Source organism: Campylobacter sp. JMF_01 NE2 (assembly GCF_027737365.1).
Classification (GTDB): domain Bacteria; phylum Campylobacterota; class Campylobacteria; order Campylobacterales; family Campylobacteraceae; genus Campylobacter_B.
The window spans coordinates 513,928-536,084 of record NZ_JAOVTR010000001.1; the positions used below are offsets into that span (position 1 = coordinate 513,928).

Below are 22,157 nucleotides of genomic sequence, written 5' to 3' on the forward strand. Positions count from 1 at the left end.
CAAACGAAGGTTTTATATTTAAGCTATTTGCCTTTGGTGCGCTTGGCACGGCTGGAACGGCGTTTTTCGGTGCTTCGCTTTGTTTTTGTTCTACTTTGACGCGGTCGATTACTGATGATTTTGCGTCTTGTTGATAAAAATATGCCAAAGCAAGAGTGTTTGCCACAAATAAAATTCCCATAAACGCTGTAAATTTAGCCAAAAATCCAGCAGGTCCCTTTGCGCCAAATAGGCTTTCGTTGCTTCCGCTATATGCGCCAAGACCGATAGATGAGCTTTTTTGTAACAACACGGCGATTGTTATTACGATAGCAAAAATTACTTGTAAAACCAAAAATAAAGTAGTCACAATATTAACCTTTGAAAAAAATTGAATTTGGCATTATAATGAAAAAAATATAAATTTTAAGTTAAGGGCGCCAAATTTGCGCCCTAAATTTTAATCCCTGTTTGCAAAGCCAAGGATATTTAGAAGTGACATAAAAAGGTTGTATATATTTAGATACATACCCACAGCTGCCATGATTGGCGAAGTATAGACGCCGTTGATAATATTTTTGGTATCATAAATGATATAAAACGAAAACAAAAGCGCACTAAAACCAGAAATTCCTAGGCTCACAAGCGAACTTTTGAAGAAAAAGTAGTTCAAAAATCCGATGATAATCACTGCGATTAGCGAGATAAATAGCGGTTTGCCCCAGCTATCGACATTGACTTTCGAGTTCATCGCATACACAGTAAGTGCGCCAAATGTAACCGCAGTAGCCACGAATGCTTGCGTTACCACGCCACCCATACCAGCACCGATATAAAGCGATAAAACCTTACCAAGTGTAAGACCTGTGATAAATGTAAAGGCAAAAAGCAAAACCAATGCAAGGCTGTTAGCTCCGCGATTGACGGCAAATTGCATTGCAAAAATCAAACCAACCAACAAAATAAAACTTAGCAACGGATTTAGCCCCATTGCTACGCCTGTGCTCATCGCTACATACGCACCAGCGGTGGCTGCGACCATAGAAGCTGTTAAAAGAGCATAAGTTTCTTTGATGAGTTTGCTAACTCTGCCTTGCTCTAATGGCGCATCGTAGCTCGCATCGTATTCGCTAGTAAGATGATTTCTATCGTAAAGACTCATTTTCTCTCCTTTTTTTAATTTTGGGTAGGGAGTTTAGCAAAATTTTACCAAATATATAATAAATAGCTAAAATTTTTTCTATTTAAAAAAGCAATATATAATCAGCCGTTTTTTAAAAAGGAGAGAATTTTGGCTGAACAACTAATCAATGGCGCAATTAAATTTATGGAAGAAAACTACGCCGAGCACGCTGAGCTTTTTAGCTCTTTGGCAAACACGCAGACCCCACACACGCTTTTTATCGGGTGTTCGGATTCGCGCGTGGTGCCAGGGCTCATAACTTCGACAAAACCGGGAGAGATGTTTGTGGTGCGAAATATCGCAAATATCGTCCCGCCATATCGCGTTAGTGATGATTTCGTCGCTACCACAGCGGCTATCGAATACGCGCTGTATGCCTTAGGGATCAAACAAATCATCGTTTGCGGACACAGCAATTGTGGCGGTTGCGCGGCGCTGTTTTATGACGAGGCAAAACTACAAAAAACCCCAAATGTGAAAAAATGGATAAATTTGATGTCTGGGGTAAAAGATCAAATTTCAAAGCACTGCGCCAACGATAAAGCTAAAAGAGAGTGGCTAGCCGAACGCCTAAATATCGTAAATTCGATACGAAATCTGCTAAGCTACCCAAATGTCAAAGAGGGTTACAAGGCAGGTGAGATTAAAATTTTTGGCTGGCACTATATCATCGAAACGGGCGAAATTTTCAACTACGACCCGCACAATGACCATTTTGCGCTATTAAACAAGGATTATGACTATGAAAAAATTTCTCATCAGCTTTTTGATTAGTGCGCTTTGCCTAAATTTTATCTACGCAGAAGCGAATAAAAGCGAAGCAAACCTAACCGAGCAAAATTCGAGCCAAAGCGCAGTTCCTACGCCAAATTTAGAAGAGAAAAAAAAGGAAGTCGAGGAGTTTTTGAGCGAGGTTTCAGGGGGCGATGCGAACAAAAGCGAAGTCTATGATATCATCGTAAATAAGGTCGCACAAAACGAACTTAATGCAAACGAAACAAACGGCGCAAATTCCTTTTACCGTGTGGTAAATGAGATCAAAGAGATAAACAAAAAAATCCTTGCTATCTCGCCAAAAGGCGAAGCCAACGCCACAGATAGCTCGCTAAAAACTCTCAAAGAAAACAAAGCAAGGCTTTTAGAGAGCGTTCCTATGGCGATTACGAATAATACGCTAAGCAGGGAAGGGCTTTTAAAATACGCTGAGATTAAGAAAAATATCGAGGATACGCTGGCGAAATTTGCGAAAAAGCAAAATTCTATCGAATATGTAAGCGCAGCGGTTAGTGCCGATAGAATGGCGCTTGGGGATATTTTTTATCAAGAAATTTTAAAACTTGATAATCTTTTTGTAAATGGTGCGAGCAAAGATGAGCTAAAAATGAGCTTAGAGGACGCGCTTAGCAGGATTTCGGAGTATTCACTAGATAAAACTTCCAAGCTAAAAGAAGCCATAAAATCGCAAGAAGATACCGAAAATTTCGTGGCTAAATTTAGCGAGCTTAAAAATGATAAAGCAACTTACGAGGAAATTTTATCCTATCTGCACTCAAATGCCGATTTGCTCGCGTCCAGCGTGATTTTTACTAGCCTAAATTTCAAATCTGCAATTGATAGCATAAATGAAATTTCCCCTATCAAAGATAGACGCATAAATTTCGGCAAAATCGTGCTAATTAGCGTGATAATGCTCTTTTTCTACTCGCTTCGCAGGGTGCTAGCGAATTTGATTTATTTCGTCTTTAAAATCATCAATCGCTCCACAGCCATTGATAAAGAAACCATAAAAGAGCAGGTCGTAGCCACGATAAAACGCCCGCTTGGCGTGCTTTTGATAGCGTATTCGATAGATATTTCGCTAGTGATATTTTTCTATCCAGCCCCTGTGCCGATAAGGTTCGCTAGCATTTTATCGATAATCTATGTCATTTTGTGGGCGTGGGTCATCATCGAAATCATCGACGGATACGGCATAATCGTGCTAGGAAATATCGCTAAAAAGGGCGTTAGAAAAGATGTTATAAATTTGGTTATCAAAATTTTATATATCATCGTCGTCATAATCGCGCTTTTGCTTATCCTAAAACGGCTAGGTTTCGATGTCAGCGCGATACTAGCCTCGCTTGGAATCGGAGGTTTGGCGATTGCGTTTGCGACCAAGGATATTATCGCAAATTTTTTCCAATCAATCATGCTTTTGTTTGATAATTCCTTCTCCCAAGGCGATCATGTCGTAGTGGGCGACATAGAGGGCACGGTCGTGGAGACTGGGTTTAGAAAAACCACGATTAGAACCTTTGATAATGCCCTTGTTTTCGTGCCAAATGCAAACATTATGGCGCAAAATATCAAAAACTGGAACCGCCGCAAGGTCGGCCGCCATATCAATATCATCGTGGGCGTGACATACTCTGCTAGCTCAGAGCAGCTTAGAAAATGTATCGAAGATATCAAAGAAATGCTAAAAGCGCACCCGCGAATCGCTCAATCTGGCGATAGTGCGACAAATTCGCGCGATTTTCGTATGCGCTCGCGCCAAAACATGGTCTCGATCGACGATTTAGCGGGCTATAAAAGCACGATGAATGTGGTGCTAGATAGCTTCGGCGATAGTTCTGTTAATATCTTGGTGTATTGTTTCACAAAAACCGTTATGAGAGATGATTATTTGCAGATTAAAGAAGATATTTTGTTTAAAATCATGCAGATTGTCGAGAACAACGGGCTAGAATTTGCCTTCCCGTCACAAAGTTTGTATGTTGAAAAATTACCAAAATTTGATTATGATAACCCGAAATTTAGTGAAGGAGGAGATGATGAGAGAGTTTGACGAAGACTTCGAAGAATACGAGGATTTAGACGATTACGATGAGGATATAATCGAGGGCGAAGAGGGCTATAACTACGCTTACGACGAGGACGATTATAGCTACGATGATGGCGAGGGGCTAAACTACAACAACATCGACGGAGATGATTACTAATGAGAAAAATCGCTTTAATTTGCGCGTTTTGCGCCTGCGTTTTTGGCACGGAATTTACGCCGATGAAGGTTTCGCCCCAAAGGGCAGAACAAATCATGCAAGATTTGCATAAATCGCTCGAAGCTTGCAAGGACGGCGCGCGCATAAAGGCTTTGAGCAAAGAGCTTGAAAAGGCGCTATTTCCGCTAGAAGATATGGATTTTTCGCACGAATACGACCCAGCTCAAATCGACGAGCTTCGCAGGATCGATCGCGAGAATAAGGCATTTTTGACCAAATTTGCGATAACTTCTAGTTGCAAACTAGCGGATTTGTAAATTTGAAAAAATAAGAATTTGAGCGCTTTAATCGCTATTTGCGCTCAAATTCTTTAAATTTATCTTTCTTTGAATTTTAGAATTTTTAATAGTTTCACCACCTTGGGATTTGCAAAATTTTCACCACAGAATTTGCGCTTAAATTTTGCTCTGCGATTAGCAGGGCAGAATTTGGGCCAAAATTATTCAAAATCGCACTAGATCCTTGCTTTTTACCCGCAGTAGAGATAAAAATTTGCCCATTTTGGACGCTGATATCGCCAAGAGCAAACTCCAAAAACGGCGATTTTTTCGCATAATCGTTGCTCAAAATCGCGCTACTCTCACACCCGTCATCAAGCCCAAATTTCGCGCTCAAAAACGCGCGCAAAAACAAAAACCCAGTCACAATGCTAGAAAGCGGAAATCCAGGCAGCGCGAAGATAAATTTCTCGCCAAATTTGGCGATTTTGACATGGCGCCCCGGTTTTATGGCGACTTTATCGACTAGGATTTCGAAATTCTCCCTCACCAAAGCCTTCATAAAATCATAATCCCCCATGCTCACTCCGCCACTTGTAATTACGATATCAGCGCGCGAGAGTGCGCCAAAGAGCGCGCTTTTTAGGGCGTCTTTATCGTCGCTGATGATTTGCTCGCTCACCACTTCAAACCCCATTGCACGCGCCAAATTTAAAAGCGCGAAGTTATTTGAGCTATAAATTTGCGCCTCGTTTTCTAATGCCTCGCCCGGGCGTTTGATTTCGCTTCCAGTGGCGATTATAGCGACTTTTGGGCGCGCAAACACTGCCACGCTAGCCATGCCTAGCTCAGCCAAAAGCGCAATGCTTGCAAAATTTAGCCGTGAGTTTGCGCTTAATAAAACCTCGCCATTTTCGTAGCTCTCGCCGATTTTTCGCACGGCAAAGCCAGCAGGGACAGGATTGTCGATTATGATTTCATCGCCGCAGACACTGACATTTTCCACAGGCACGAGAGTATTTGCGCCCTCCGCCATAATCGCTCCTGTGAAGGTTTTGACACACTCGCCAAAATTCGGCGCAGTATTTGGCATGCTTCCAGCAGGAGTTTGCGAGATGACCTTAAATCTCGCCCCGCACGCCAAATTTGCGCTATTTAGCGCGTATCCGTCCATGGAGGCGGTAGGGCGCTCTGGCTTGGCAAATGGCGCGCGAATTTCATGGGCTAAAATTCTCCCCAAAGCCTCGTTTAGGGGCAAAATTTCGCTCTTTTTCTCTGGCGCGACGCTGGTTTTAAACCTCGCAACTGCGCTTTGCAAACTCTCAAACTGCATCGGTGGCTCCTAACAAATTTTTAATCTCTTCTGTGCTTATGATTTTTGAATTGTATTTGACGACGAAATTCTCGCCGTTTTCGTAAATTTCGACAATCCCAGCCTGCCCGCTAATGGCGTTAAAATCGAAATTTAGTGCTTTATCAAAATATAAATTTTTAAAAATTTTTGGATCTGGCAGGGCTAAAATCATCGCAAACCACACCGCCCCAAGCACTGCCACGACTAGCCCGATACCCAAAATACCGACCCAGCCATACGCCACTCCGCCACACACGCCCCCGATAAAACTGCCAAAAAACCCAAACGAAGTGAAAATTCCAAGTGCTTCGCCGCGGTTTGCGGTTTTGGCGAATTTCGACGCAAGGCTCTGCATAATGGGCTCGTGCGCGTTAAATCCGGCGAAAAATATAATCACGCCAAAAATAAAAAAATAAGGGTTGTTTGCAAAGGCAAAAATCAAATACGAAACAATAAAAAATAAAATTCCAAGAAGTAAAATTTGCTTTGAAAGTCCGCGTTTTTCGCCTATTGCGCCACTTGCACCCATAGCCAAAAATCCAAAAATCATAGCTATGCCATAAACTTTGATAAATTCGTCTTGCGCGAAGCCAAATTTAGAGTGAAGCATTATGGGGATTAGGAAAAATGCGGTCGTCATAAAGGCTTTTTGGAAAAAATTGCTTAAATTTAGCAAGGATAAATTTTTATCTCGCAAAAGCGCGAGTGAGGATTTTTTGGGCATTTTGGAGCGAATTTTGGGTTCAGCTGGCACGAGAGAAAATAGCAAAATCAGGCAAAAAATCGTCAAAATGACACTTAGCCAAAAAAGGCTTGCCAGCCCAAATTTCGCGCTCAAAACCGGGCTTAAAATCATCGCCGCGCCAAAGGCACAGCCTATCATCGCGCCCATTATCGCCATTGCCTTGCCTCTGTTTTCTTCCGCGGTAAAATCGCTAATCAGCGCCGTAGCCACGGCTCCGATAGCCCCACAACCCTGCACAAATCGTCCCAAAATCATAGTGTAAATGTCGCTAGCAAACGCGCAAATCACAGATCCTGCGATAAAAATCACAAGTCCGATTGCGATAGTGTTTTTGCGCCCGATTTTATCGCTAAGCGCGCCAAATGGGGTCTGCAAGAGCATTTGCATGATCGCATACACGCCGATTAAAACGCCGACTAGTTTTTCATCAGCACCGCGAAGCTCCAAAGCGTAGTAGCTAAGCACCGGAAGCAGGATAAAAAGCCCAAAAAAGCGGGTCGCTGCGATAAAACTAAGTGGCAAAATAGTATTTAACATCGAAAGCCTTAAAGATTATTTTTGTCCGTGATTGTAGCTAAAATTTTGTCAAATTTGGATAAAATAAGCGTTTTTACGCAAGGATTTGATATGAAAATTTTAGTAGCCACTGGCAACAAAGATAAGCTTAATGAAATTAGAGAATTTTTCAAAAACGACGAAATTTACGGGCTTGGCGAGGTTTTGGAGCCTTTTGAAATCATCGAAGACGGCAAGAGTTTCAAAGAAAATGCGCTGATAAAGGTGCGCGCGGTCTATGAGAGGCTACTAGCGCGAAATCTGCACCGCGAATATCTCGTGATGAGCGATGATAGCGGGATTTGCGTGGATATTTTAGGTGGCGCGCCTGGGATTTATTCGGCCAGATTTAGTGGCGAGGGCGCGACGGACGCTAGCAACCGCGCGAAACTAGCCAGCGAGCTAATCGCGCGTGGCGTGCGTAGCTCGGGCGCACACTATGTGGCTGCAATCGCGCTGAAATCGCACTTTGGCGAATACTGCACGCACGGATTTATGCACGGCGAAGTGATTTGCGAAGAGCGCGGGGAAAATGGGTTTGGGTATGATTTTATGTTTATTCCGCGTCGCTACGAAGAGCTTGGAGAGGGCGATTTGGGCAAAACCATAGGCGAGCTTCCAGCGCGCATTAAGGGTGAAATTTCGCACCGCTGTCGAGGACTTGCGCTAATGAAAATTTTGATAAATTCTTTTAAAAACATCTGATTTATAAAATTTAAAATTTCAGTATCGCGATACTGACCGAGATTTTATAAAAGGATTAAATTTGGAAAACTTTGAAAATTGGAATAAAAATGTTAGAAATAAAAATTCAAATCAAAGAGATTACGACAAAGAGCCGATTATCATCAAAAATCCTTATGAATTTTTTCTTAAAAATTTAGACTTATTCTGTTTTATTGGGGCGTTTGTTACCTTATCAATTATTTATATTGATTATTATGGCGACGATATGCACAAAAAAGAAATAATCAAAACCTTATACTATTCTCTTTTGGGTTTTGTAATTTTGCATATTATTTGGGCTTTTTATTATTACATTATCAAAAATAAATGCGAAACTAAATTTACAAATAAAACAATAGAATTTATCGTAAATGGCGAAGTTAAAAGAGTTAAAAAATTGATAGATTTGGAACCAATTGAGAGAAATTTCAATCTCCCGTATTCTCATGGAATATACTTTCATTTAACTATTTTTTTTCCAATTGTTTTGGTGTCGATTGGTCTAAAATCAATATTGCCTATTTTAATAATGATTGCATATTATGCACTTTGGATTTTTCTAAATTTTTTATTTAAATTGTTTTTTTATTTAATCTTAGGCGGGAAATTAAAACATTTTTCGCTATTTCCAGCTTTTAAATTTTATCGTCCAGAATATCCCGGTAGTCTTTTGTGGAGATTAGCCACAGTCGATATGCGTCCATATAATGGCAAATTTCACATGATTTATATTATTAAACACCAAGATTATTTAGATTTACAAAAATATTTTTTTGACAAGAAGCATATTGATTTGAATTCAGTTAAAAAGACTTTTTTAGCTATTTAACCAAGCAAAGGAACTACATATTTATATTTTTGATTGTATCGCTCGTAAAATTATCCATAAATTCGCCATAAATAAAATTCTTTCTAAATTTTAAATTTTTAAGCTAAATTTCATTGACAAAATTTTAAAAATTATATATAATCAAGTTTCCTTTTTCAATCCACATCATTTATCGGAGCGTAGCGCAGTCTGGTAGCGCATCTGGTTTGGGACCAGAGGGTCGAAGGTTCGAATCCTTTCGCTCCGACCATTGTGGTGAGTTTAGCTCAGTTGGTTAGAGCATCAGATTGTGGTCCTGAGGGTCGTGGGTTCGATTCCCACAATTCACCCCACTTTCGCGCTCGTAGCTCAATTGGATAGAGCAACAGACTTCGGATCTGTAGGTTGAAGGTTCGACTCCTTTCGGGCGTACCACTGATTTGTTTTTTATGCGCTCATAGCTCAGCTGGATAGAGCAACGGCCTTCTAAGCCGTAGGCCTCAGGTTCGAATCCTGATGGGCGTACCATTTAAGCTGGCATTAAGAGCTTTTGGCTATAATGCGCTTTCTTTTTTGCGGATGTGGTGAAATTGGCAGACACGCCAGACTTAGGATCTGGTGCTTTACGGCGTGAAGGTTCAAGTCCTTTCATCCGCACCATTTAATACTCGTTCCGGATTAGCTCAGCGGTAGAGTAGGCGGCTGTTAACCGCTTGGTCGCTGGTTCGAATCCAGCATCCGGAGCCACTTTATCTTATGAAATCCCTATTTTATCGTAGTTTGCGAAGTTTAAGGAAACTAATTGACCCCTAATTTGACCCTTTTTAAAAATTTTATTTCTCACCAGAGCGCATGATATTCATCAAATTTGTCTTATCTGCTTGATTGAAGCACTCTTCGCTGATTTTGCCGTTTTTGAAGTCGCTGTTTAATTTCGTTCTAAGGCGAGCGAAAATTTCATCTTTCGAGCCGATATTTATGAGATTTTGGACTTGTGTGAAACCTTGCACTACCTCATTGCCTCTGTCTCTGTCGATAGCGATTATATTGATTTTATCTGCGAAATACTCCGCTATATGCGCTAGTCCAGTGCCTAGATTGCCTTGTATGCTCGACATCACCGTGATACTACCGCCTCTACCGTATGCCTCAAATCGCGCAAAAGTGTTTTTTAGCGCGCGTTCTGGGGCGATATGAAGAACGCAGATTGTGACATTTAACCCATTTTGTAAGCATTTTTCGATTTTGGGGATACTTGGGGCTGGGTTTGCTAGCTGTCCTTCGAAAATGAGTTTGATATCTGGGTTAGACATAAAATTTTTTACGCTAGCGCTTTTGCCAGCACCCGGGATTCCAGTGATAAAAACAGCCTCTGTTTTGCTCTCTTCGCAGGATTTTAAAATCTCATCAAACTGCGTCGCGCCCAAAACCGCCGAAGTGTTATGCAAGGCGTCATTTACAAGTGCTCTGTCGTTTTTGCGCACCCATGCCATAAACAGCTCCTTAAAGGTGTCTGAGCAAATGTAGCGTCCATGCGCGCTATCGGCGAATTTGGCGTAGTTTTCTAAAATGTATGCTGTGAAATTTGAGGCTAAATTTATGGCATCGGTTTGAATTTTTGCCAAAAATTCATTGTGTGAAAAGTCGAGTTTTGTGATTTGGCTTATTAAATTTACGCTGTTTTGACATGGAATTTGGCTGTAAATTTTATCTATAATCTCTGGCGTAATGCCCTTATACAGGCGTGCTTCGACCTGCGCGCGATATTGCGTATCATCGCTCATTTTGCTTAAATGTTTGCTTACATTTTGCCACATTTTTAGCTGTTTGGCTTTTAGCATGGTTTTCCTTTAAATTGCACAGATAAATTTGAAATATTTGAAGTTAAAACTCGATTAAATGGTGGTCCCGATTGGACTCGAACCAACGACTTCCACCATGTCAAAGTGACACTCTACCAACTGAGTTACGGGGCCAAAAATAAGAGTTTGCATTATAGCAAAAAAAGCTAATATAAAATTTAAAAAATGTAAAATTTAATCAAATTTGCCAAAATTTTTAAATTTTGCGCCAAATTTTGCGCCAAATTTTTCAAATTTAGCGCAAAAGCTCATTTGCATACGCTCGCACGCTTCGGTCGATTTCGATTAGAGCGTGCGTGTCTGGGGTGTTTGGCGAGTGAAATTTCTCCACGGATTTTAGCACTACGCGCGAAATATCGCTAAATCTCGCCCGCCCTTCTAAAAACGCATAAACGCCAACTTCGTTTGCCGCATTTATCACCACGCCTAAATTTGGATTATCCAAAAGCGCGTCTTTGAGCCCAAAAATAGGGTATTTTAGCGTGTCGATTGGAGCGAATTTAATCGGTTTTAAATCCAGCAAATTCACGGGCTTTACGATTTGCTCGCTAATCGCGCCCTCTAAAACAGCGTGCGCTATGGCTAGGCGCATGTCAGTCTCGCTAATGTGCGCTGTGGTCGAGCCGTCGATGAACTCGACTAGGGCGTGGATTTGCGATGTGCGCTCGATCACGGCGTCGATATTTTTCGTGCCGTATAGCCAAAACGCCTCGATTACCTCGAAAAGCTTGTTTGCCATGCTTGCGCTATCAATTGTGATTTTTGCACCCATTTGCCAGTTTGGGTGCCTTAGCGCGTCTTTGGCGCTCACACTTCCAAGTTCGGTTAGTGGAGTATCGTAAAACGCCCCGCCACTGGCTGTTATGATGAGCCTAGAAATAGGGGTTTTTGCGTTTTGGATTAGAAATTTTAGCCCGAAATGCTCGCTGTCAATGGCGTGAATTTTTGAAATTTCAAGGAATTTCCCGCCCACGACTAGGCTTTCTTTATTTGCTAGGCATAGCGTTTTGCCAAGTTCTTGCGTTTTTAGGCTAGGGAGCATGCCAGCAAAGCCCACTAGGGCATTTACGACGGTGCTAGATTTGCACTCTTCAAGCATTGCCAAAATCCCCTCCATACCGACAAAAACCTTGTCGTGTTTGACGGCTGATTTTAGGCTTTCTTCGCCGATAGCGACGAATTTAGGGTGAAATTTAGCAATCTGCTCGTTTAGCAAACTTGCATTTTTCCCGCACGCCAAAGCCTCGATTAAAATTCCCTTTTTGTGCGCGATATCTAGGGTGTTTGTGCCAATCGAGCCAGTCGAGCCTAGCACTACCATGAATACACGACCACCATAGCCACTGCGCCAAACATATACCCGTCAATGCGGTCTAGCACGCCACCGTGTCCTGGGAATAAACTGCCGCTGTCTTTGACGCCTGCGCTTCGTTTGAGATAGCTTTCAAATAGATCGCCAAAAATGCCAAAAATCACGATAACTAGGGTCTTGCATAAAATTTCAAGCGGCGGCAGGTTTGTGAAAATACGCGCGTAAATGAAGCTTGTGATAAAGGCAAAGATTATTCCGCCTATGATGCCTTCAATGGTTTTGTTTGGCGAACTAGGGCTAAATGGGGTTTTGCCAAAGCTTTTGCCGGCGAAATACGCACCGCTATCGCAGGCGATTATCGTAATGATAAGCCAGACGAAGTGGAAAATCCCCAAATCATCATAAACCGCCCACATTAGGCAAATCGGAGCGAAAGGGTAGATAAAAGGCAGGATAATTTTCGCGTTTTCAAGCTTTTTAAAAGCCACGATTGAGGCCGCCACGACTACCGAGGCGATACATACTTTAACCGCGCTGATAAATGGCTCGTCGTCTTGGGCAAACGGAATTAGCGCGAAAAATGCGAGCGCAAGGGCTAGCCATTTGAGGCTGACATTTTTTAGCCCATAGAGCTTGTAGCTCTCCAAAAGCCCTATGCTAAGCATTATGGCAAAAACGAAAAAGTTGATAAATCTGCTATTTATCAGGATTAAAACAGAAAAAACGGCGAGCAAAATTCCGCCAGTTACTAGTCTTTGTTTCATAAAAATTCCTTAGATTTGATTTCGCGAGATTATATAAAATTTCGCCTTATCACGGCTTTAAAACGCCGATAGTTTTATAATCCACATAATGCACAAACGAGCCTTTCACGGGGCTTACATTTAGGCGTTTGGTGTAATCAACGAGGTAGTTTCCAGCCTCTTTGACGCTAAAATTTACGCAAATTTTAGCAGCGAATTTCGCGATTTCTTCGCTTAAATTTTGTTTGTTTGTTTGGACGATTACATGCGCGCTAGCTCGGTCTTTTAAATGGAACCAAAAGTCGTTTTTGGCGCTGTTTTTTAGCAAAAATTCATTGCCTTTTTCGTTTTTGCCCACGCTGATTTTAAACTCGCCGATATAAAAGCTCTGCACGAATTCGGCGTTTTTTTCCTTCAAATTCGCGCTAATTCGCTTTTTGGGGAGCAAAATTTCAAGCTCTTCGACGCTTTTTGCGTTTGCGATTAAATTTTTCAAATTTTCGTAAAATTCGATTTTTTCGTTTAAATTTGCGATTTGGATATGCGAATTTGCGGCTTTTTGGCGCAATTTTTTTGCTTCGTTAAAAAATTCGTTCATTGCGATTTTTGGCGGATTTTCTAGGCGAAATTCCACGCTTTCGCCGTTTTCGTCATTTAGGCAAAATTCTCTTTGCCAGTCGCTTAAATTATACAAATTCGCCGATAATACCTGCCCGAGATTTGCCAAATTTTCGGCTTTTGCTAAAAGTTCGCTCTCTTTTGGCACGGCATTTAAATTTGCATGCAAAATTTCGATTTTTTTATCAATTTGGGTTAATTTTGAATTTCTAATTTGGGCCAAATTTGCCAAATTTAGCTTTTCAAACTCGCCCACGAAAAATTCATCGAAATTCTCTATTTTTTCTACATTTTTTTCTTTGATTTTGTATGGTGGAAGTGGCGCCAAAACCCGCCCCACGCGCACGCTTCGCACATCGTTATCTAGATGTCTGAGCGCTTCGAGTATGATGCCCTTTTCATCGGTGATGATGACATTTGTAAATCGCCCTGTAAATTCAAAGTATAAATTTGTGATAAACGCCTTGTAGCTGGCTTTTAGTTCGGTTTTGATATGCAAAATTCTATTATTTTCCACTACACAAATTTGCAAAATTTTCGATTTTACGAGCCGTTTAGCCAAAACCCCGTCAAATGGTGCTTTGTAAATTTTATTTTCCACGAAAGAGCCGTTTTTATGGATATTGCACGCGGTTTTATTCATATCAAAAAACAGCTCGTAGCTATCAAAGCTAAGCTTAAAAAGATTATCGCCGACGCGCTTTATGTGGCTTAGAGTTTTGAAATTTTGCAAAAATTCGCAAATTTGGATTAGGTGCTGGTATTTCATAACCTAAAATTTCTCTTTGTGAATTTTGCTAAATTCTAGCTTTTCTAGCTTGTGTGGAGCGGGCGTGGAGATTAGATCTCCAAGTGATAAAATCGCTAGGGCTCTGTAATTCCCCTCAAAACCCAAAATTTCGCGCAGGTATTCCTCGCTACTCGCGCCGTTTTGCGCCTCGCGCAGTCTGCATTGTATCCAGCAGCTTCCCACGCCTAGCGCGCTCGCGCACAGGTGCATGTAGGCCATAGCGATAGAGGCGTCCTCGATCCAGACATCTTGCGCGCTTTCATCGGCGATTACGACCACAGCGGCATTTGCGCCTTTTAGCATATCGGCTGCGCCCGTGCGCGCAAGGCTTAGTTTGGCGAGGTTTGCTTTATCTTTGACCACGATAAACTCCCAAGATTTCCTTGCATGTCCGCTTGGACTTAGCAAACCAGCCTTTAAGATTGTGTCTAAAATTTCGTCGCTAATCTCGCTGGGAGCGTATTTTCGCACACTGCGCCTGGCTTTTAAAATCTCTAAAATTTCCATGATTTTTCCTTTCCAAAAGCAAAATTATACCTTTTATTATAAAGTTTTATGGTTAGATTTGATAGAATTTAGCCCAAATTTTTTAAGGACAGGTTATGAAACAGACAATCACAGAAAAAATTTTCAGCGAACATGTGGGCGAAGCGGTCAGTGCAGGGCAAATCGTAGAGAGCAAAATCGATATGGTCATCGGCAACGACATCACAACGCCGATTTCGATAAAGCAGTTTGAGCTAAGCGGCGCAAAGGCTTTGGCTAACCCTGATGGCTTTGCGATCGTAATGGATCACTATATCCCTACAAAGGATATTTTAAGCGCAAATCAAGCCAAAATTTCACGCGAATTTGCCTACAAACACAACCTGAAAAACTATTTTGACGAAAAAGATATGGGCATAGAACACGCCCTAATGCCTGAAAAAGGGCTAGTGGTCCCAGGCGATGTCATCATAGGAGCTGACTCGCACACCTGCACGCATGGCGCACTTGGGGCATTTTCTACCGGTATGGGAAGCACCGATTTAGCTTATGCGATGATAACGGGCAAAAACTGGTTTAAGGTGCCTGAAAGCATAAAAGTGGTTTTCAAAGGCAAGCCGGGCGCGCACATTTACGGCAAGGATTTGATACTTGAAGTAATCCGCCAAATCGGCGTTGATGGCGCACGCTACAAGGCGCTAGAATTTGTTGGCGAGGCGATCGCGCACCTTGATATGGATAGTAGATTTTCGCTTTGTAATATGGCGATCGAGGCTGGCGGAAAGAGCGGAATCGTGGCGTGCGATGAGGTAACAAAAGAATTTTTGGCTGGGCGAACGCTACGAAGCGAGCCGAAATTTCACTACTCAGACGAGGGGGCAAACTACGAGCGCGTCCTAGAAATCGACACTGCGAATTTAGACCCAGTGATTGCTTATCCATTTTTGCCAAGTAACGGCAAAAGCGTGAGAGAGGCGGTAAAAGATAGTATCGCAGTCGATCAAGTCTTCATCGGAAGCTGCACAAATGGGCGTTTAAGCGATCTTCGCATAGCAGCGCAGATTTTAAAAGGCAGAAAAGTAGCTCGCAAAACTCGCCTTATCATCACACCAGCTACGCAAAAAATCGCCCTACAAGCGCAAAAAGAGGGCTTGTGGGATATTTTCGTCGAAGCAGGTGCTGTTGTGAGCAACCCAACCTGTGGCGCGTGCCTTGGCGGATATATGGGCATTTTGGGCGATGGCGAGAGATGTGTGAGCACGACAAATCGCAACTTCGTAGGCCGCATGGGCGATCGCACGAGTGAAGTCTATCTAGCAAACTCAGCCGTCGCAGCAGCTAGCGCAATTGCTGGTAAAATCGCAGATCCTAGGGATTTGTAACTTAAAATTTTGCCATTTTTTAATGGCAAAATTTATCCAAATTTTAAATTTCAAATGAAAAAATCCAAAGCTTGCTTTCTTTTTATAATTTATCTTTGTGCGCTCTTTAAAATCACGATTTTTAGGGCGAATTTTACTCTTAGCAAAATTTTCCAAGCTGGCGAGTATAATTTTACACCCTTTGCGGATTATGCCAAAATTTGGGATTTGGGGGCTTTAAAATTTATTTATCTGTTTTTTGGAAATATTATTTGGTTTGTGCCGTTTGGGCTCTTTGCGCGATACTTTTTCTCAAATTTTAGCATGCGAAAAATTTTGATTTTTGGCCTTTTGCTCTCGCTAATAATCGAAATTTCACAATTTGTCTTTAAAAGCGGAATTTTCGAGCTTGACGATTTGATTTTAAATGTTTTTGGGGTATTTTTGGGGGTAAAATTTGGCGAAATTTTAAAATTCCGCCAAATTTAGATTTAAAACATCTCTGGGATTCGAAAATAGTGATTTATCGCGCCGTTGCCCCTGCCAATGTGCAAATCTTGCATTAGCGCAGTGCGGACGAATTCTTTCGCACTACCAACTGCTTCTTTTACGCCAAGCCCCGCTGCTAGGGCGCAAGCGATAGCTGATGAGAGTGTGCAACCTGTGCCGTGAGTGTTTTTAGTGATGATTTTGGGCGCGCTAAACTCGCTAAATTCGCCATTTTCGTAAAGAATATCGCGTGCTTCGCCAGTATTTGCGAGGTCCCCGCCTTTAACCAAAATCGCTCCGCCGTAAAATTCGGCGATTTTTAGCGCAGCTGTTTTCATATCGTCGAAATTTTCGATTTTAACGCCACTTAGCGCGCTTGCTTCTTTGATATTTGGCGTGATAATCGCTGAAATGCCAAAAAGGTCGAATTTTAGCGCGTTCATTGCGCTATCTTGCATTAGCACACCACCGCTTGTAGCGACCATGACAGGGTCTGTGACGACATTTCGCGCGCCAAATTTTTTAAGGCTTTTGGCTATGGTTTGCGCAATTTGGGCAGTAGAAATCATGCCGATTTTCACAGCATCTGGGACGATGTCGCAAAATACGCTTTCTAGTTGGGCTTCGACAAATTTAGGCTCGATATTTAGCACGCCTTGCACGCCAAGCGTATTTTGGGCGGTGAGGGCTGTGATGACATTTTCGCCATACATTTTGTGGGCGGTTATGGTCTTGATATCGGCTGAAATACCTGCGCCGCCGCTACTATCGACACCCGCGATTGTAAGAACTTTTTTCATAAATTTTCCTTGTAAAAAAATCGTGTTTTATAAAAGTATGCACATGCTTTTATAAAACACCACCGCTAGCGTCGCCCAGGTGGGGGTGCGGGGGCGGGCGGGCCTCGCAACTCTGAGCGCCGCCCCCGCAAAAAAAGATTAGACTTCAAAATTCCTAGCGGTGGGCAATTAAAAAATTCAACAATAAATTTCACACTCAGTATTCCCAAAAATTCCAAAATTTTATACAATTTCAACTTGCTAAAAATTAAATTTTCATCGCTATAATAGCGAGTTTATTTTAAATTTAAGGATTAAAATGTTTGATTGGATAGCTTCCCCTGAGGCGTGGATAAGCCTAGCCACGCTAACTGGGCTAGAAATCGTTCTTGGCATAGACAATATAATTTTCATAGCGATTTTGTGTTCGCGCCTGCCTCAGGAAAACCGCGACAAAGCTCGCATTATGGGGCTAGCTCTTGCGATGATTACGCGAATTTTGCTTCTGCTTAGCCTTAGCTGGGTAATGGGGCTGACAAAAGAGCTATTTAGCGTGTTTGGGCATGGTTTTAGTGGGCGAGATTTGGTGCTAATCGGCGGTGGTTTGTTTTTGCTGGTAAAATCCACGCTCGAAATCCACTCTTCTGCCGTGGGCGAAAGCCACGAAGAACGGATAGATGAGAAAAAGGCCAGCTTTGGTGGCACGCTAATTCAAATCGCTTTGCTCGATATAATCTTTTCGCTCGATAGCGTGATTACGGCTGTGGGTATGGCACAGCACCTGCCTGTAATGATACTAGCTGTCATCATCGCCGTGGCTGTGATGATGTTTGCTAGTGGGGCGATTGCGAAATTTGTCGATGATAATCCTACGATAAAAATTCTTGCGCTTTCGTTTTTGATTTTGGTCGGTGTTTCGCTCATAGCAGACGGTCTTGGGTTTCATATCCCAAAGGGCTATATTTATTTTTCTATGTTTTTTTCGCTCGTGGTCGAGCTCATCAATATCCAAGTGCGCAAAAAATCTGAGAAAAACTAGGTTAGCTTCGGTTAGATTCGGGCGATTTTGGGGTTAAAATTTTAGCCTAAAATCGCCTTTAAATTTTACAAAAGGAGCTATTTTGAAACCGCTTAGATTTGTAGGAACTGGGCTTTTAATCGCTGTTTTTGGCTTCGTTGCATTTAGTGGGGCTGGTATGTTTTTTGGGCTAAAAAGTGGGGTTATGAAAAATTTCCACGAATACTTTGGCATGGCTATGCTAGCCCTTGCGCTGGTGCATATTTTCATAAATTTCAAACCTTTTAAACTCTATTTTAAAGGCTGGCAGGGGCTTGCAATCTGCGCTATTATAGTGCTTAGCTGTGGATACGCTGGATACAGCCTCAAAGGCGCTAGTGGGGCTGGAAATCCAGCTAGGGTTGTGTATATGCAGGCTCTAAATTTGGAAATTAGCAAATTTAAAGGCGCATTTGGCACGGATAATGCGAAATTTAGCGCATTTTTAGAGAGCAAGGGTATAGCGAATTTCGACGAAAGTCTAAATTTGCGCGAAGCGTGTGCGAAATATAATCTCAAAGAGGGCGAAATCCTAAACGCACTTTTGCCGGCTCGTGCGCCAAAAGGCGAGGCGGGCGGCGCGCAAAAAGGCAAAAATTCTCACTAATAAATTTTGGCAAATTTCAAATTTGCCAAAATTCAGCCATTATTTTTTAAGTCAAATTTTAATAAAATCCCAAATTTAAAATTTCAGGGAAGGGTCAAATTTAGCAAGGCTAAATTTTAAAAATGTTAAAAGGTATCGCGTTATCGCTGTTTTCTTCTATCGGGTTTGCGAGCATTTATTATATGTCGGTTTTCATGCAGCCTCTTGGTGGGCAGGAGTTGCTGGGATACCGCATGCTAGTGACATTTCCGATAGTGGCGCTGTTTTTGGTGCTAGGCGGTAAAAAAACAGAGATGAAAAAGCTACTTGTCCGTTTGATAAAAAAGCCGTTTTTACTCATAATTTTACTTGCGACTTCCGCTACAATGGGAATTCAGATGTGGCTGTATCTGTGGGCGCCAAGTAACGGCTACGCACTGCAAGTCTCGATCGGATACCTTATAATGCCGATTTCCATGGTGATTTTTGGCAATCTTGTTTTTGGCGAGAAAATTTCGCGCTTAAAAGCTCTGTGCGTGGGCTTTGCGGTGATTGGGGTGTTTTCAAAAATCCTAATCGGAGGCGCGCCGTCGTGGCATAGCGCGATTGTTTTTATTGGATTTCCGCTGTATTTTTGCCTAAGGCGGTATTTCAGGCTAGAAGGGGCTAGCAGTTTCGCCCTAGAAATCGCGCTTTTGTTGCCGTTTTGTTTGTGGTTTGTAAGCAACACTGACCTTGGCGCAGTCGCGGTGCAAAATCCAAACATTTACACGCTTTTATCGGTTTTGGCACTATTAAGCGCGACTGCACTTTTGGCTCAAATTTTATCAAGCGCGCTAATTCCGATAAATTTCTTTGGGCTATTAATCTATGTCGAGCCACTTTTGATGTTAGGCGTTTCTTTGCTTTTGGGCGAAAAAATCGAGCCTGATTCGTATATTTTGATGATTTGCCTATTTATCGCTATTTGCTTTTTGGTGGCTGATACGATTATCTCTATAAAACGCGCAAAAAGGGCTAAATTTTACATTAAGGCAAAATAACTGTAAAATGGCGCAAAAATTTAATCAAGGAAGTAGATGAAAAGAGTTCTTAGTGTTCAAGATATTTCGTGCGTGGGTAAGGTCTCGCTTAGCGCTGCTTTGCCAGTGATTAGCGCAATGGGGTTAAGCGTTAGCGTTTTGCCTACGGCGGTGCTTTCTATGCATACTGGATTTAGCGGTTTTACATTTCGCGATCTTACCAAAGATTTGCGCCCCATAATGTCGCATTGGCACGAGCATGGGGTGGAATTTGACGGAATTTACACTGGATTTTTGGGCTCGCAAGAACAAATCGCGCTTATTAGCGAACTTTTTATGGAATTTGGTGGAAGTGGAAAGACGATATTAGTCGATCCGTGTATGGGCGATAATGGCGAATTTTACCCCGGATTTGATAGCGACTTTGCCCGTATGATGGCGCTTTTGTGCGCTAGTGCTGATGTGATTACGCCAAATATCACGGAAGCTTGCGCAATGGTCGGGGTGAAATACCGAGAAAAAGCCGAGAGGGAATTTATCTTTGATTTGCTTGAAGGGCTAAAAAATTTAGGCGCGTCAAAGGTGATTTTAAAGGGGATTAATTACATAAGCGAGCAGTGTGGTGTGTTTAGCTACGACGCCAAAGACGGGCGTGTGAGCGAGTATTTCCACGAGCTACTACCTGTGAAATACAACGGCACAGGCGATATTTTTGCCTCGGTTGCATTTGGTGCGCTAATGCGTGGCAAATCCCTCCAAACCGCAATCCGCATAGCCGCTGATTTCGTCGTAAGCGCAATGAAAGAGACTATGAGCGATAGCGAGTGGAGGCGCAGCGACGGAGTGAAATTTGAGCTTGTAATTCCTGAGCTTGTAAGGAAAATTTAAAGGCCAAATTTTAAAATTTTGGCTTTGAAATTTATTTTTAAAAATTAAATGCATAAATTTATACTATTTTAAGTGGTTGCTAAATTTGAAAAAGGTATAATCTTTAATCACTATTTTTTGGGAGAATACAATGAGAACAATCCAAGCAAGTGAAATCTCTAAAACAGTTGCAGAGCTTTGCAAAAAAGCCTGTTATGTAGTAACGCCAGATATGAGAAAAGCGTTTGAAAAAGCAAAAGAGACTGAGGTTTCTTCAATCGGTAAAGAAATCCTTGGCAAATTGCTTCAAAATGCTGATCTTGCAGAAAAAGGCGTAGCTCCAATCTGCCAAGACACAGGTATGACGGTAGTTTTCGTAGAACTTGGTCAAGATGTGCATATCGAGGGCGGATATATCGAGGACGCTATCAACGAGGGCGTTAAAAACGGCTATGTTGATAACTACCTAAGAAAATCAGTTGTAGCTGAGCCACTATTTGAGCGCAAAAACACCACAAACAACACTCCTGCTGTTATTAACATGCGCATAGTCCCAGGCGAAAAACTAAAAATCACAGTTGCTCCAAAAGGCTTTGGTAGCGAGAATAAATCTGTGCTAAAAATGCTTGTTCCAGCTGACGGCGTAGAGGGTGTGAAAAAAGTATTCCTTGAAGCTGTAAAATATGCTGGTCCAAACTCATGCCCTCCAATGGTTCTTGGCGTAGGAATTGGTGGCACAATGGACAAAGCAGCCCTTCTTGCAAAACAAGCAGCTGTTCGCTCAGTAGATAGCAGAAACCCAGATGAAAGATACGCAAAACTAGAAGACGAGCTATTAGAGCTTGCTAGACAAACAGGCGTTGGCCCACAAGGTCTAGGCGGTCTAAACACTGCTGTTAAAGTAAATGTAGAGTGGTATCCAACTCACATCGCAGGTCTTCCAGTAGCTATTAATGTCAATTGCCACGCAGCACGCCACGCAAGTGCTGAACTTTAAGGAGATAATTATGTCAGAAGTAAAAAGAATAACAGCTCCATTTGATAAAGATGTAGTAAAAAGCCTAAAAGCTGGTGATAATGTCCTAATCACAGGCACAATCATCGCAGCACGCGACGCTGCTCACAAGGCTTTGACTGAGACTTTGGCTCGTGGCGAGAAACTGCCTGTAAATTTAGCTGGCGAGACTATTTATTATCTTGGCCCAACACCTGCAAAACCAGGTCAAGCAGTAGGCGCAGCAGGTCCAACTACAAGCGGTCGTATGGATAAATACACCCCAACAATGATTAACGAAGTGGGTATCAACGGCATGATCGGCAAGGGTTATAGAAGCGACGCAGTAGTTGAAGCTATGAAAAAATCAGGTTGTGTTTATATGGTAGCTATTGGCGGAGCTGGCGCGCTAATTAGCCAAAGTATCAAAAAATACGAGGTTTTAGCTTACCCTGAGCTTGGCCCAGAGGCCGTGGCAAGACTAACAGTCGAGGATTTCCCAGCGATTGTCGCAATTGATTGCGAGGGAAACAACTTCTACGAAGTCGGTCAAGCACCATACAAAAAAATCTAATCCAT

The 22,157-nt window shown here is 42.2% G+C and carries 23 protein-coding genes, 7 tRNA genes and 1 pseudogene; 20 read left to right on the forward strand and 11 right to left on the reverse strand.

Going from position 1 to position 22,157, the window contains the following annotated elements; translation table 11 throughout:
- Nucleotides 1-28 precede the first annotated feature (28 nt).
- Nucleotides 29-349: pseudogene (secG, locus tag OFO01_RS02830) on the reverse strand (preprotein translocase subunit SecG); the annotation flags it as partial.
- A gap of 90 nt (nucleotides 350-439) precedes the next feature.
- Nucleotides 440-1,141, reverse strand: a complete 702-nt coding sequence (locus tag OFO01_RS02835) for a Bax inhibitor-1/YccA family protein (protein WP_270858665.1) — start codon at nucleotides 1,139-1,141, stop codon at nucleotides 440-442.
- Nucleotides 1,142-1,306: 165 nt separating this feature from the next.
- On the opposite strand from OFO01_RS02835, the gene OFO01_RS02840 reads away from it, so the two are divergent.
- The 4 genes from OFO01_RS02840 to OFO01_RS02855 are packed head-to-tail and all read left to right on the forward strand — an operon-like array spanning nucleotide 1,307 to nucleotide 4,463.
- Nucleotides 1,307-1,936 (forward strand): carbonic anhydrase, encoded by a 630-nt coding sequence (locus tag OFO01_RS02840; RefSeq protein ID WP_270858748.1) that lies wholly within the window; start codon nucleotides 1,307-1,309, stop codon nucleotides 1,934-1,936.
- The gene (locus OFO01_RS02845) at nucleotides 1,905-3,992 is read left to right on the forward strand and encodes a mechanosensitive ion channel family protein (protein WP_270858666.1); all 2,088 of its coding nucleotides are present in this window, start codon (nucleotides 1,905-1,907) and stop codon (nucleotides 3,990-3,992) included. Before OFO01_RS02840 ends, OFO01_RS02845 begins: the two co-directional genes overlap by 32 nt.
- On the forward strand, nucleotides 3,979-4,146 hold the full coding sequence (locus OFO01_RS02850) for a hypothetical protein (protein ID WP_270858667.1): 168 nt from the start codon (nucleotides 3,979-3,981) through the stop codon (nucleotides 4,144-4,146). The genes OFO01_RS02845 and OFO01_RS02850 overlap by 14 nt, the downstream gene beginning before the upstream one ends.
- A complete protein-coding gene (locus OFO01_RS02855) occupies nucleotides 4,146-4,463 on the forward strand; it encodes a hypothetical protein (RefSeq protein ID WP_270858668.1) in 318 nt (105 codons plus the stop codon). The genes OFO01_RS02850 and OFO01_RS02855 overlap by 1 nt, the downstream gene beginning before the upstream one ends.
- A 94-nt stretch (nucleotides 4,464-4,557) precedes the next feature.
- Here OFO01_RS02855 and OFO01_RS02860 read toward each other — a convergent pair whose 3' ends face one another.
- Both OFO01_RS02860 and OFO01_RS02865 read right to left on the reverse strand, forming a co-directional pair.
- Nucleotides 4,558-5,757: a molybdopterin molybdotransferase MoeA gene (locus OFO01_RS02860; protein ID WP_270858669.1), complete on the reverse strand. Its 1,200-nt coding sequence runs from the start codon at nucleotides 5,755-5,757 to the stop codon at nucleotides 4,558-4,560.
- Nucleotides 5,747-7,060 (reverse strand): MFS transporter, encoded by a 1,314-nt coding sequence (locus tag OFO01_RS02865; RefSeq protein ID WP_270858670.1) that lies wholly within the window; start codon nucleotides 7,058-7,060, stop codon nucleotides 5,747-5,749. Before OFO01_RS02865 ends, OFO01_RS02860 begins: the two co-directional genes overlap by 11 nt.
- Nucleotides 7,061-7,150: 90 nt before the next feature.
- Between OFO01_RS02865 and OFO01_RS02870 the strand changes: the two genes are divergently transcribed.
- The 8 genes from OFO01_RS02870 (at nucleotide 7,151) to OFO01_RS02905 (ending at nucleotide 9,359) form a co-directional block, all read left to right on the forward strand.
- Nucleotides 7,151-7,783 carry a non-canonical purine NTP pyrophosphatase gene (locus OFO01_RS02870; protein ID WP_270858671.1) on the forward strand — a complete coding sequence of 211 codons (633 nt, stop codon included), beginning with the start codon at nucleotides 7,151-7,153 and terminating at the stop codon, nucleotides 7,781-7,783.
- A 61-nt stretch (nucleotides 7,784-7,844) separates the two neighbouring features.
- Complete coding sequence (locus OFO01_RS02875) at nucleotides 7,845-8,633, forward strand: hypothetical protein (protein WP_270858672.1); 789 nt, start codon at nucleotides 7,845-7,847, stop codon at nucleotides 8,631-8,633.
- 173 nt (nucleotides 8,634-8,806) lie between these two features.
- Nucleotides 8,807-8,883 (forward strand) — tRNA-Pro (locus OFO01_RS02880).
- Nucleotides 8,884-8,888: 5 nt separating this feature from the next.
- Nucleotides 8,889-8,965: transfer RNA gene (locus OFO01_RS02885), tRNA-His, on the forward strand.
- Nucleotides 8,966-8,970: 5 nt separating this feature from the next.
- Nucleotides 8,971-9,047 (forward strand) — tRNA-Arg (locus tag OFO01_RS02890).
- A 16-nt stretch (nucleotides 9,048-9,063) separates the two neighbouring features.
- Nucleotides 9,064-9,140, forward strand: a tRNA-Arg gene (locus tag OFO01_RS02895).
- 47 nt (nucleotides 9,141-9,187) lie between these two features.
- A tRNA-Leu gene (locus OFO01_RS02900) sits at nucleotides 9,188-9,272 on the forward strand.
- Nucleotides 9,273-9,284: 12 nt separating this feature from the next.
- Nucleotides 9,285-9,359: transfer RNA gene (locus tag OFO01_RS02905), tRNA-Asn, on the forward strand.
- A gap of 86 nt (nucleotides 9,360-9,445) precedes the next feature.
- Here the strand turns inward: OFO01_RS02905 and OFO01_RS02910 are convergent.
- From OFO01_RS02910 to OFO01_RS02935, 6 genes are all read right to left on the reverse strand, one after another.
- Nucleotides 9,446-10,453, reverse strand: a complete 1,008-nt coding sequence (locus tag OFO01_RS02910; RefSeq protein ID WP_270858673.1) for a hypothetical protein — start codon at nucleotides 10,451-10,453, stop codon at nucleotides 9,446-9,448.
- Between the two features lie 59 nt (nucleotides 10,454-10,512).
- Nucleotides 10,513-10,588 (reverse strand) — tRNA-Val (locus tag OFO01_RS02915).
- Nucleotides 10,589-10,709: 121 nt separating this feature from the next.
- The gene (dxr, locus tag OFO01_RS02920) at nucleotides 10,710-11,795 is read right to left on the reverse strand and encodes a 1-deoxy-D-xylulose-5-phosphate reductoisomerase (RefSeq protein WP_270858674.1); all 1,086 of its coding nucleotides are present in this window, start codon (nucleotides 11,793-11,795) and stop codon (nucleotides 10,710-10,712) included.
- Nucleotides 11,789-12,550, reverse strand: coding sequence for a phosphatidate cytidylyltransferase (locus OFO01_RS02925; protein ID WP_270858675.1), 762 nt, complete (start codon nucleotides 12,548-12,550; stop codon nucleotides 11,789-11,791). Before OFO01_RS02925 ends, dxr begins: the two co-directional genes overlap by 7 nt.
- A 49-nt stretch (nucleotides 12,551-12,599) precedes the next feature.
- Entirely contained in the window at nucleotides 12,600-13,916 is a 1,317-nt protein-coding gene (locus OFO01_RS02930) for an NFACT RNA binding domain-containing protein (RefSeq protein WP_270858676.1), read from the reverse strand.
- 3 nt (nucleotides 13,917-13,919) lie between these two features.
- The gene (locus OFO01_RS02935; RefSeq protein WP_270858677.1) at nucleotides 13,920-14,444 is read right to left on the reverse strand and encodes a nitroreductase family protein; all 525 of its coding nucleotides are present in this window, start codon (nucleotides 14,442-14,444) and stop codon (nucleotides 13,920-13,922) included.
- Nucleotides 14,445-14,539: 95 nt separating this feature from the next.
- On the opposite strand from OFO01_RS02935, the gene leuC reads away from it, so the two are divergent.
- The gene (leuC, locus tag OFO01_RS02940; protein WP_270858678.1) at nucleotides 14,540-15,805 is read left to right on the forward strand and encodes a 3-isopropylmalate dehydratase large subunit; all 1,266 of its coding nucleotides are present in this window, start codon (nucleotides 14,540-14,542) and stop codon (nucleotides 15,803-15,805) included.
- A gap of 54 nt (nucleotides 15,806-15,859) precedes the next feature.
- Entirely contained in the window at nucleotides 15,860-16,273 is a 414-nt protein-coding gene (locus OFO01_RS02945) for a VanZ family protein (protein ID WP_270858679.1), read from the forward strand.
- 2 nt (nucleotides 16,274-16,275) lie between these two features.
- Here OFO01_RS02945 and thiD read toward each other — a convergent pair whose 3' ends face one another.
- Nucleotides 16,276-17,073 (reverse strand): bifunctional hydroxymethylpyrimidine kinase/phosphomethylpyrimidine kinase, encoded by a 798-nt coding sequence (gene thiD / locus OFO01_RS02950; RefSeq protein WP_270858680.1) that lies wholly within the window; start codon nucleotides 17,071-17,073, stop codon nucleotides 16,276-16,278.
- Nucleotides 17,074-17,371: 298 nt separating this feature from the next.
- On the opposite strand from thiD, the gene OFO01_RS02955 reads away from it, so the two are divergent.
- The 6 genes from OFO01_RS02955 to OFO01_RS02980 all read left to right on the forward strand — a co-directional run bounded on the left by OFO01_RS02955 (nucleotide 17,372) and on the right by OFO01_RS02980 (nucleotide 22,152).
- Nucleotides 17,372-18,091, forward strand: coding sequence for a TerC family protein (locus OFO01_RS02955; RefSeq protein ID WP_270858681.1), 720 nt, complete (start codon nucleotides 17,372-17,374; stop codon nucleotides 18,089-18,091).
- Nucleotides 18,092-18,173: 82 nt separating this feature from the next.
- Entirely contained in the window at nucleotides 18,174-18,716 is a 543-nt protein-coding gene (locus OFO01_RS02960; protein WP_270858682.1) for a DUF4405 domain-containing protein, read from the forward strand.
- Nucleotides 18,717-18,838: 122 nt separating this feature from the next.
- The gene (gene rarD, locus OFO01_RS02965) at nucleotides 18,839-19,738 is read left to right on the forward strand and encodes an EamA family transporter RarD (protein ID WP_270858683.1); all 900 of its coding nucleotides are present in this window, start codon (nucleotides 18,839-18,841) and stop codon (nucleotides 19,736-19,738) included.
- 36 nt (nucleotides 19,739-19,774) lie between these two features.
- Entirely contained in the window at nucleotides 19,775-20,605 is an 831-nt protein-coding gene (locus tag OFO01_RS02970; protein ID WP_270858684.1) for a pyridoxamine kinase, read from the forward strand.
- Between the two features lie 130 nt (nucleotides 20,606-20,735).
- Nucleotides 20,736-21,581 carry a fumarate hydratase gene (locus OFO01_RS02975; RefSeq protein WP_270858685.1) on the forward strand — a complete coding sequence of 282 codons (846 nt, stop codon included), beginning with the start codon at nucleotides 20,736-20,738 and terminating at the stop codon, nucleotides 21,579-21,581.
- Nucleotides 21,582-21,591: 10 nt separating this feature from the next.
- Complete coding sequence (locus OFO01_RS02980; protein WP_270858686.1) at nucleotides 21,592-22,152, forward strand: Fe-S-containing hydro-lyase; 561 nt, start codon at nucleotides 21,592-21,594, stop codon at nucleotides 22,150-22,152.
- Nucleotides 22,153-22,157: the final 5 nt, after the last annotated feature.

What these genes read in the sequence shown, in the direction of transcription:
- dxr (WP_270858674.1), bottom strand. Translation starts at nt 11,795, where the DNA reads ATGGTAGTGCTAGGCTCGACTGGCTCGATTGGCACAAACACCCTAGAT.
- OFO01_RS02870 (WP_270858671.1), top strand. Translation starts at nt 7,151, where the DNA reads ATGAAAATTTTAGTAGCCACTGGCAACAAAGATAAGCTTAATGAAATT.
- OFO01_RS02850 (WP_270858667.1), top strand. Translation starts at nt 3,979, where the DNA reads ATGAGAGAGTTTGACGAAGACTTCGAAGAATACGAGGATTTAGACGAT.
- rarD (WP_270858683.1), top strand. Translation starts at nt 18,839, where the DNA reads ATGTTAAAAGGTATCGCGTTATCGCTGTTTTCTTCTATCGGGTTTGCG.
- OFO01_RS02970 (WP_270858684.1), top strand. Translation starts at nt 19,775, where the DNA reads ATGAAAAGAGTTCTTAGTGTTCAAGATATTTCGTGCGTGGGTAAGGTC.
- OFO01_RS02865 (WP_270858670.1), bottom strand. Translation starts at nt 7,060, where the DNA reads ATGTTAAATACTATTTTGCCACTTAGTTTTATCGCAGCGACCCGCTTT.
- OFO01_RS02975 (WP_270858685.1), top strand. Translation starts at nt 20,736, where the DNA reads ATGAGAACAATCCAAGCAAGTGAAATCTCTAAAACAGTTGCAGAGCTT.
- thiD (WP_270858680.1), bottom strand. Translation starts at nt 17,073, where the DNA reads ATGAAAAAAGTTCTTACAATCGCGGGTGTCGATAGTAGCGGCGGCGCA.
- OFO01_RS02860 (WP_270858669.1), bottom strand. Translation starts at nt 5,757, where the DNA reads ATGCAGTTTGAGAGTTTGCAAAGCGCAGTTGCGAGGTTTAAAACCAGC.
- OFO01_RS02945 (WP_270858679.1), top strand. Translation starts at nt 15,860, where the DNA reads ATGAAAAAATCCAAAGCTTGCTTTCTTTTTATAATTTATCTTTGTGCG.
- OFO01_RS02980 (WP_270858686.1), top strand. Translation starts at nt 21,592, where the DNA reads ATGTCAGAAGTAAAAAGAATAACAGCTCCATTTGATAAAGATGTAGTA.
- OFO01_RS02955 (WP_270858681.1), top strand. Translation starts at nt 17,372, where the DNA reads ATGTTTGATTGGATAGCTTCCCCTGAGGCGTGGATAAGCCTAGCCACG.
- OFO01_RS02840 (WP_270858748.1), top strand. Translation starts at nt 1,307, where the DNA reads ATGGAAGAAAACTACGCCGAGCACGCTGAGCTTTTTAGCTCTTTGGCA.
- OFO01_RS02930 (WP_270858676.1), bottom strand. Translation starts at nt 13,916, where the DNA reads ATGAAATACCAGCACCTAATCCAAATTTGCGAATTTTTGCAAAATTTC.
- OFO01_RS02855 (WP_270858668.1), top strand. Translation starts at nt 4,146, where the DNA reads ATGAGAAAAATCGCTTTAATTTGCGCGTTTTGCGCCTGCGTTTTTGGC.
- OFO01_RS02925 (WP_270858675.1), bottom strand. Translation starts at nt 12,550, where the DNA reads ATGAAACAAAGACTAGTAACTGGCGGAATTTTGCTCGCCGTTTTTTCT.
- OFO01_RS02835 (WP_270858665.1), bottom strand. Translation starts at nt 1,141, where the DNA reads ATGAGTCTTTACGATAGAAATCATCTTACTAGCGAATACGATGCGAGC.
- leuC (WP_270858678.1), top strand. Translation starts at nt 14,540, where the DNA reads ATGAAACAGACAATCACAGAAAAAATTTTCAGCGAACATGTGGGCGAA.
- OFO01_RS02935 (WP_270858677.1), bottom strand. Translation starts at nt 14,444, where the DNA reads ATGGAAATTTTAGAGATTTTAAAAGCCAGGCGCAGTGTGCGAAAATAC.
- OFO01_RS02845 (WP_270858666.1), top strand. Translation starts at nt 1,905, where the DNA reads ATGAAAAAATTTCTCATCAGCTTTTTGATTAGTGCGCTTTGCCTAAAT.
- OFO01_RS02910 (WP_270858673.1), bottom strand. Translation starts at nt 10,453, where the DNA reads ATGCTAAAAGCCAAACAGCTAAAAATGTGGCAAAATGTAAGCAAACAT.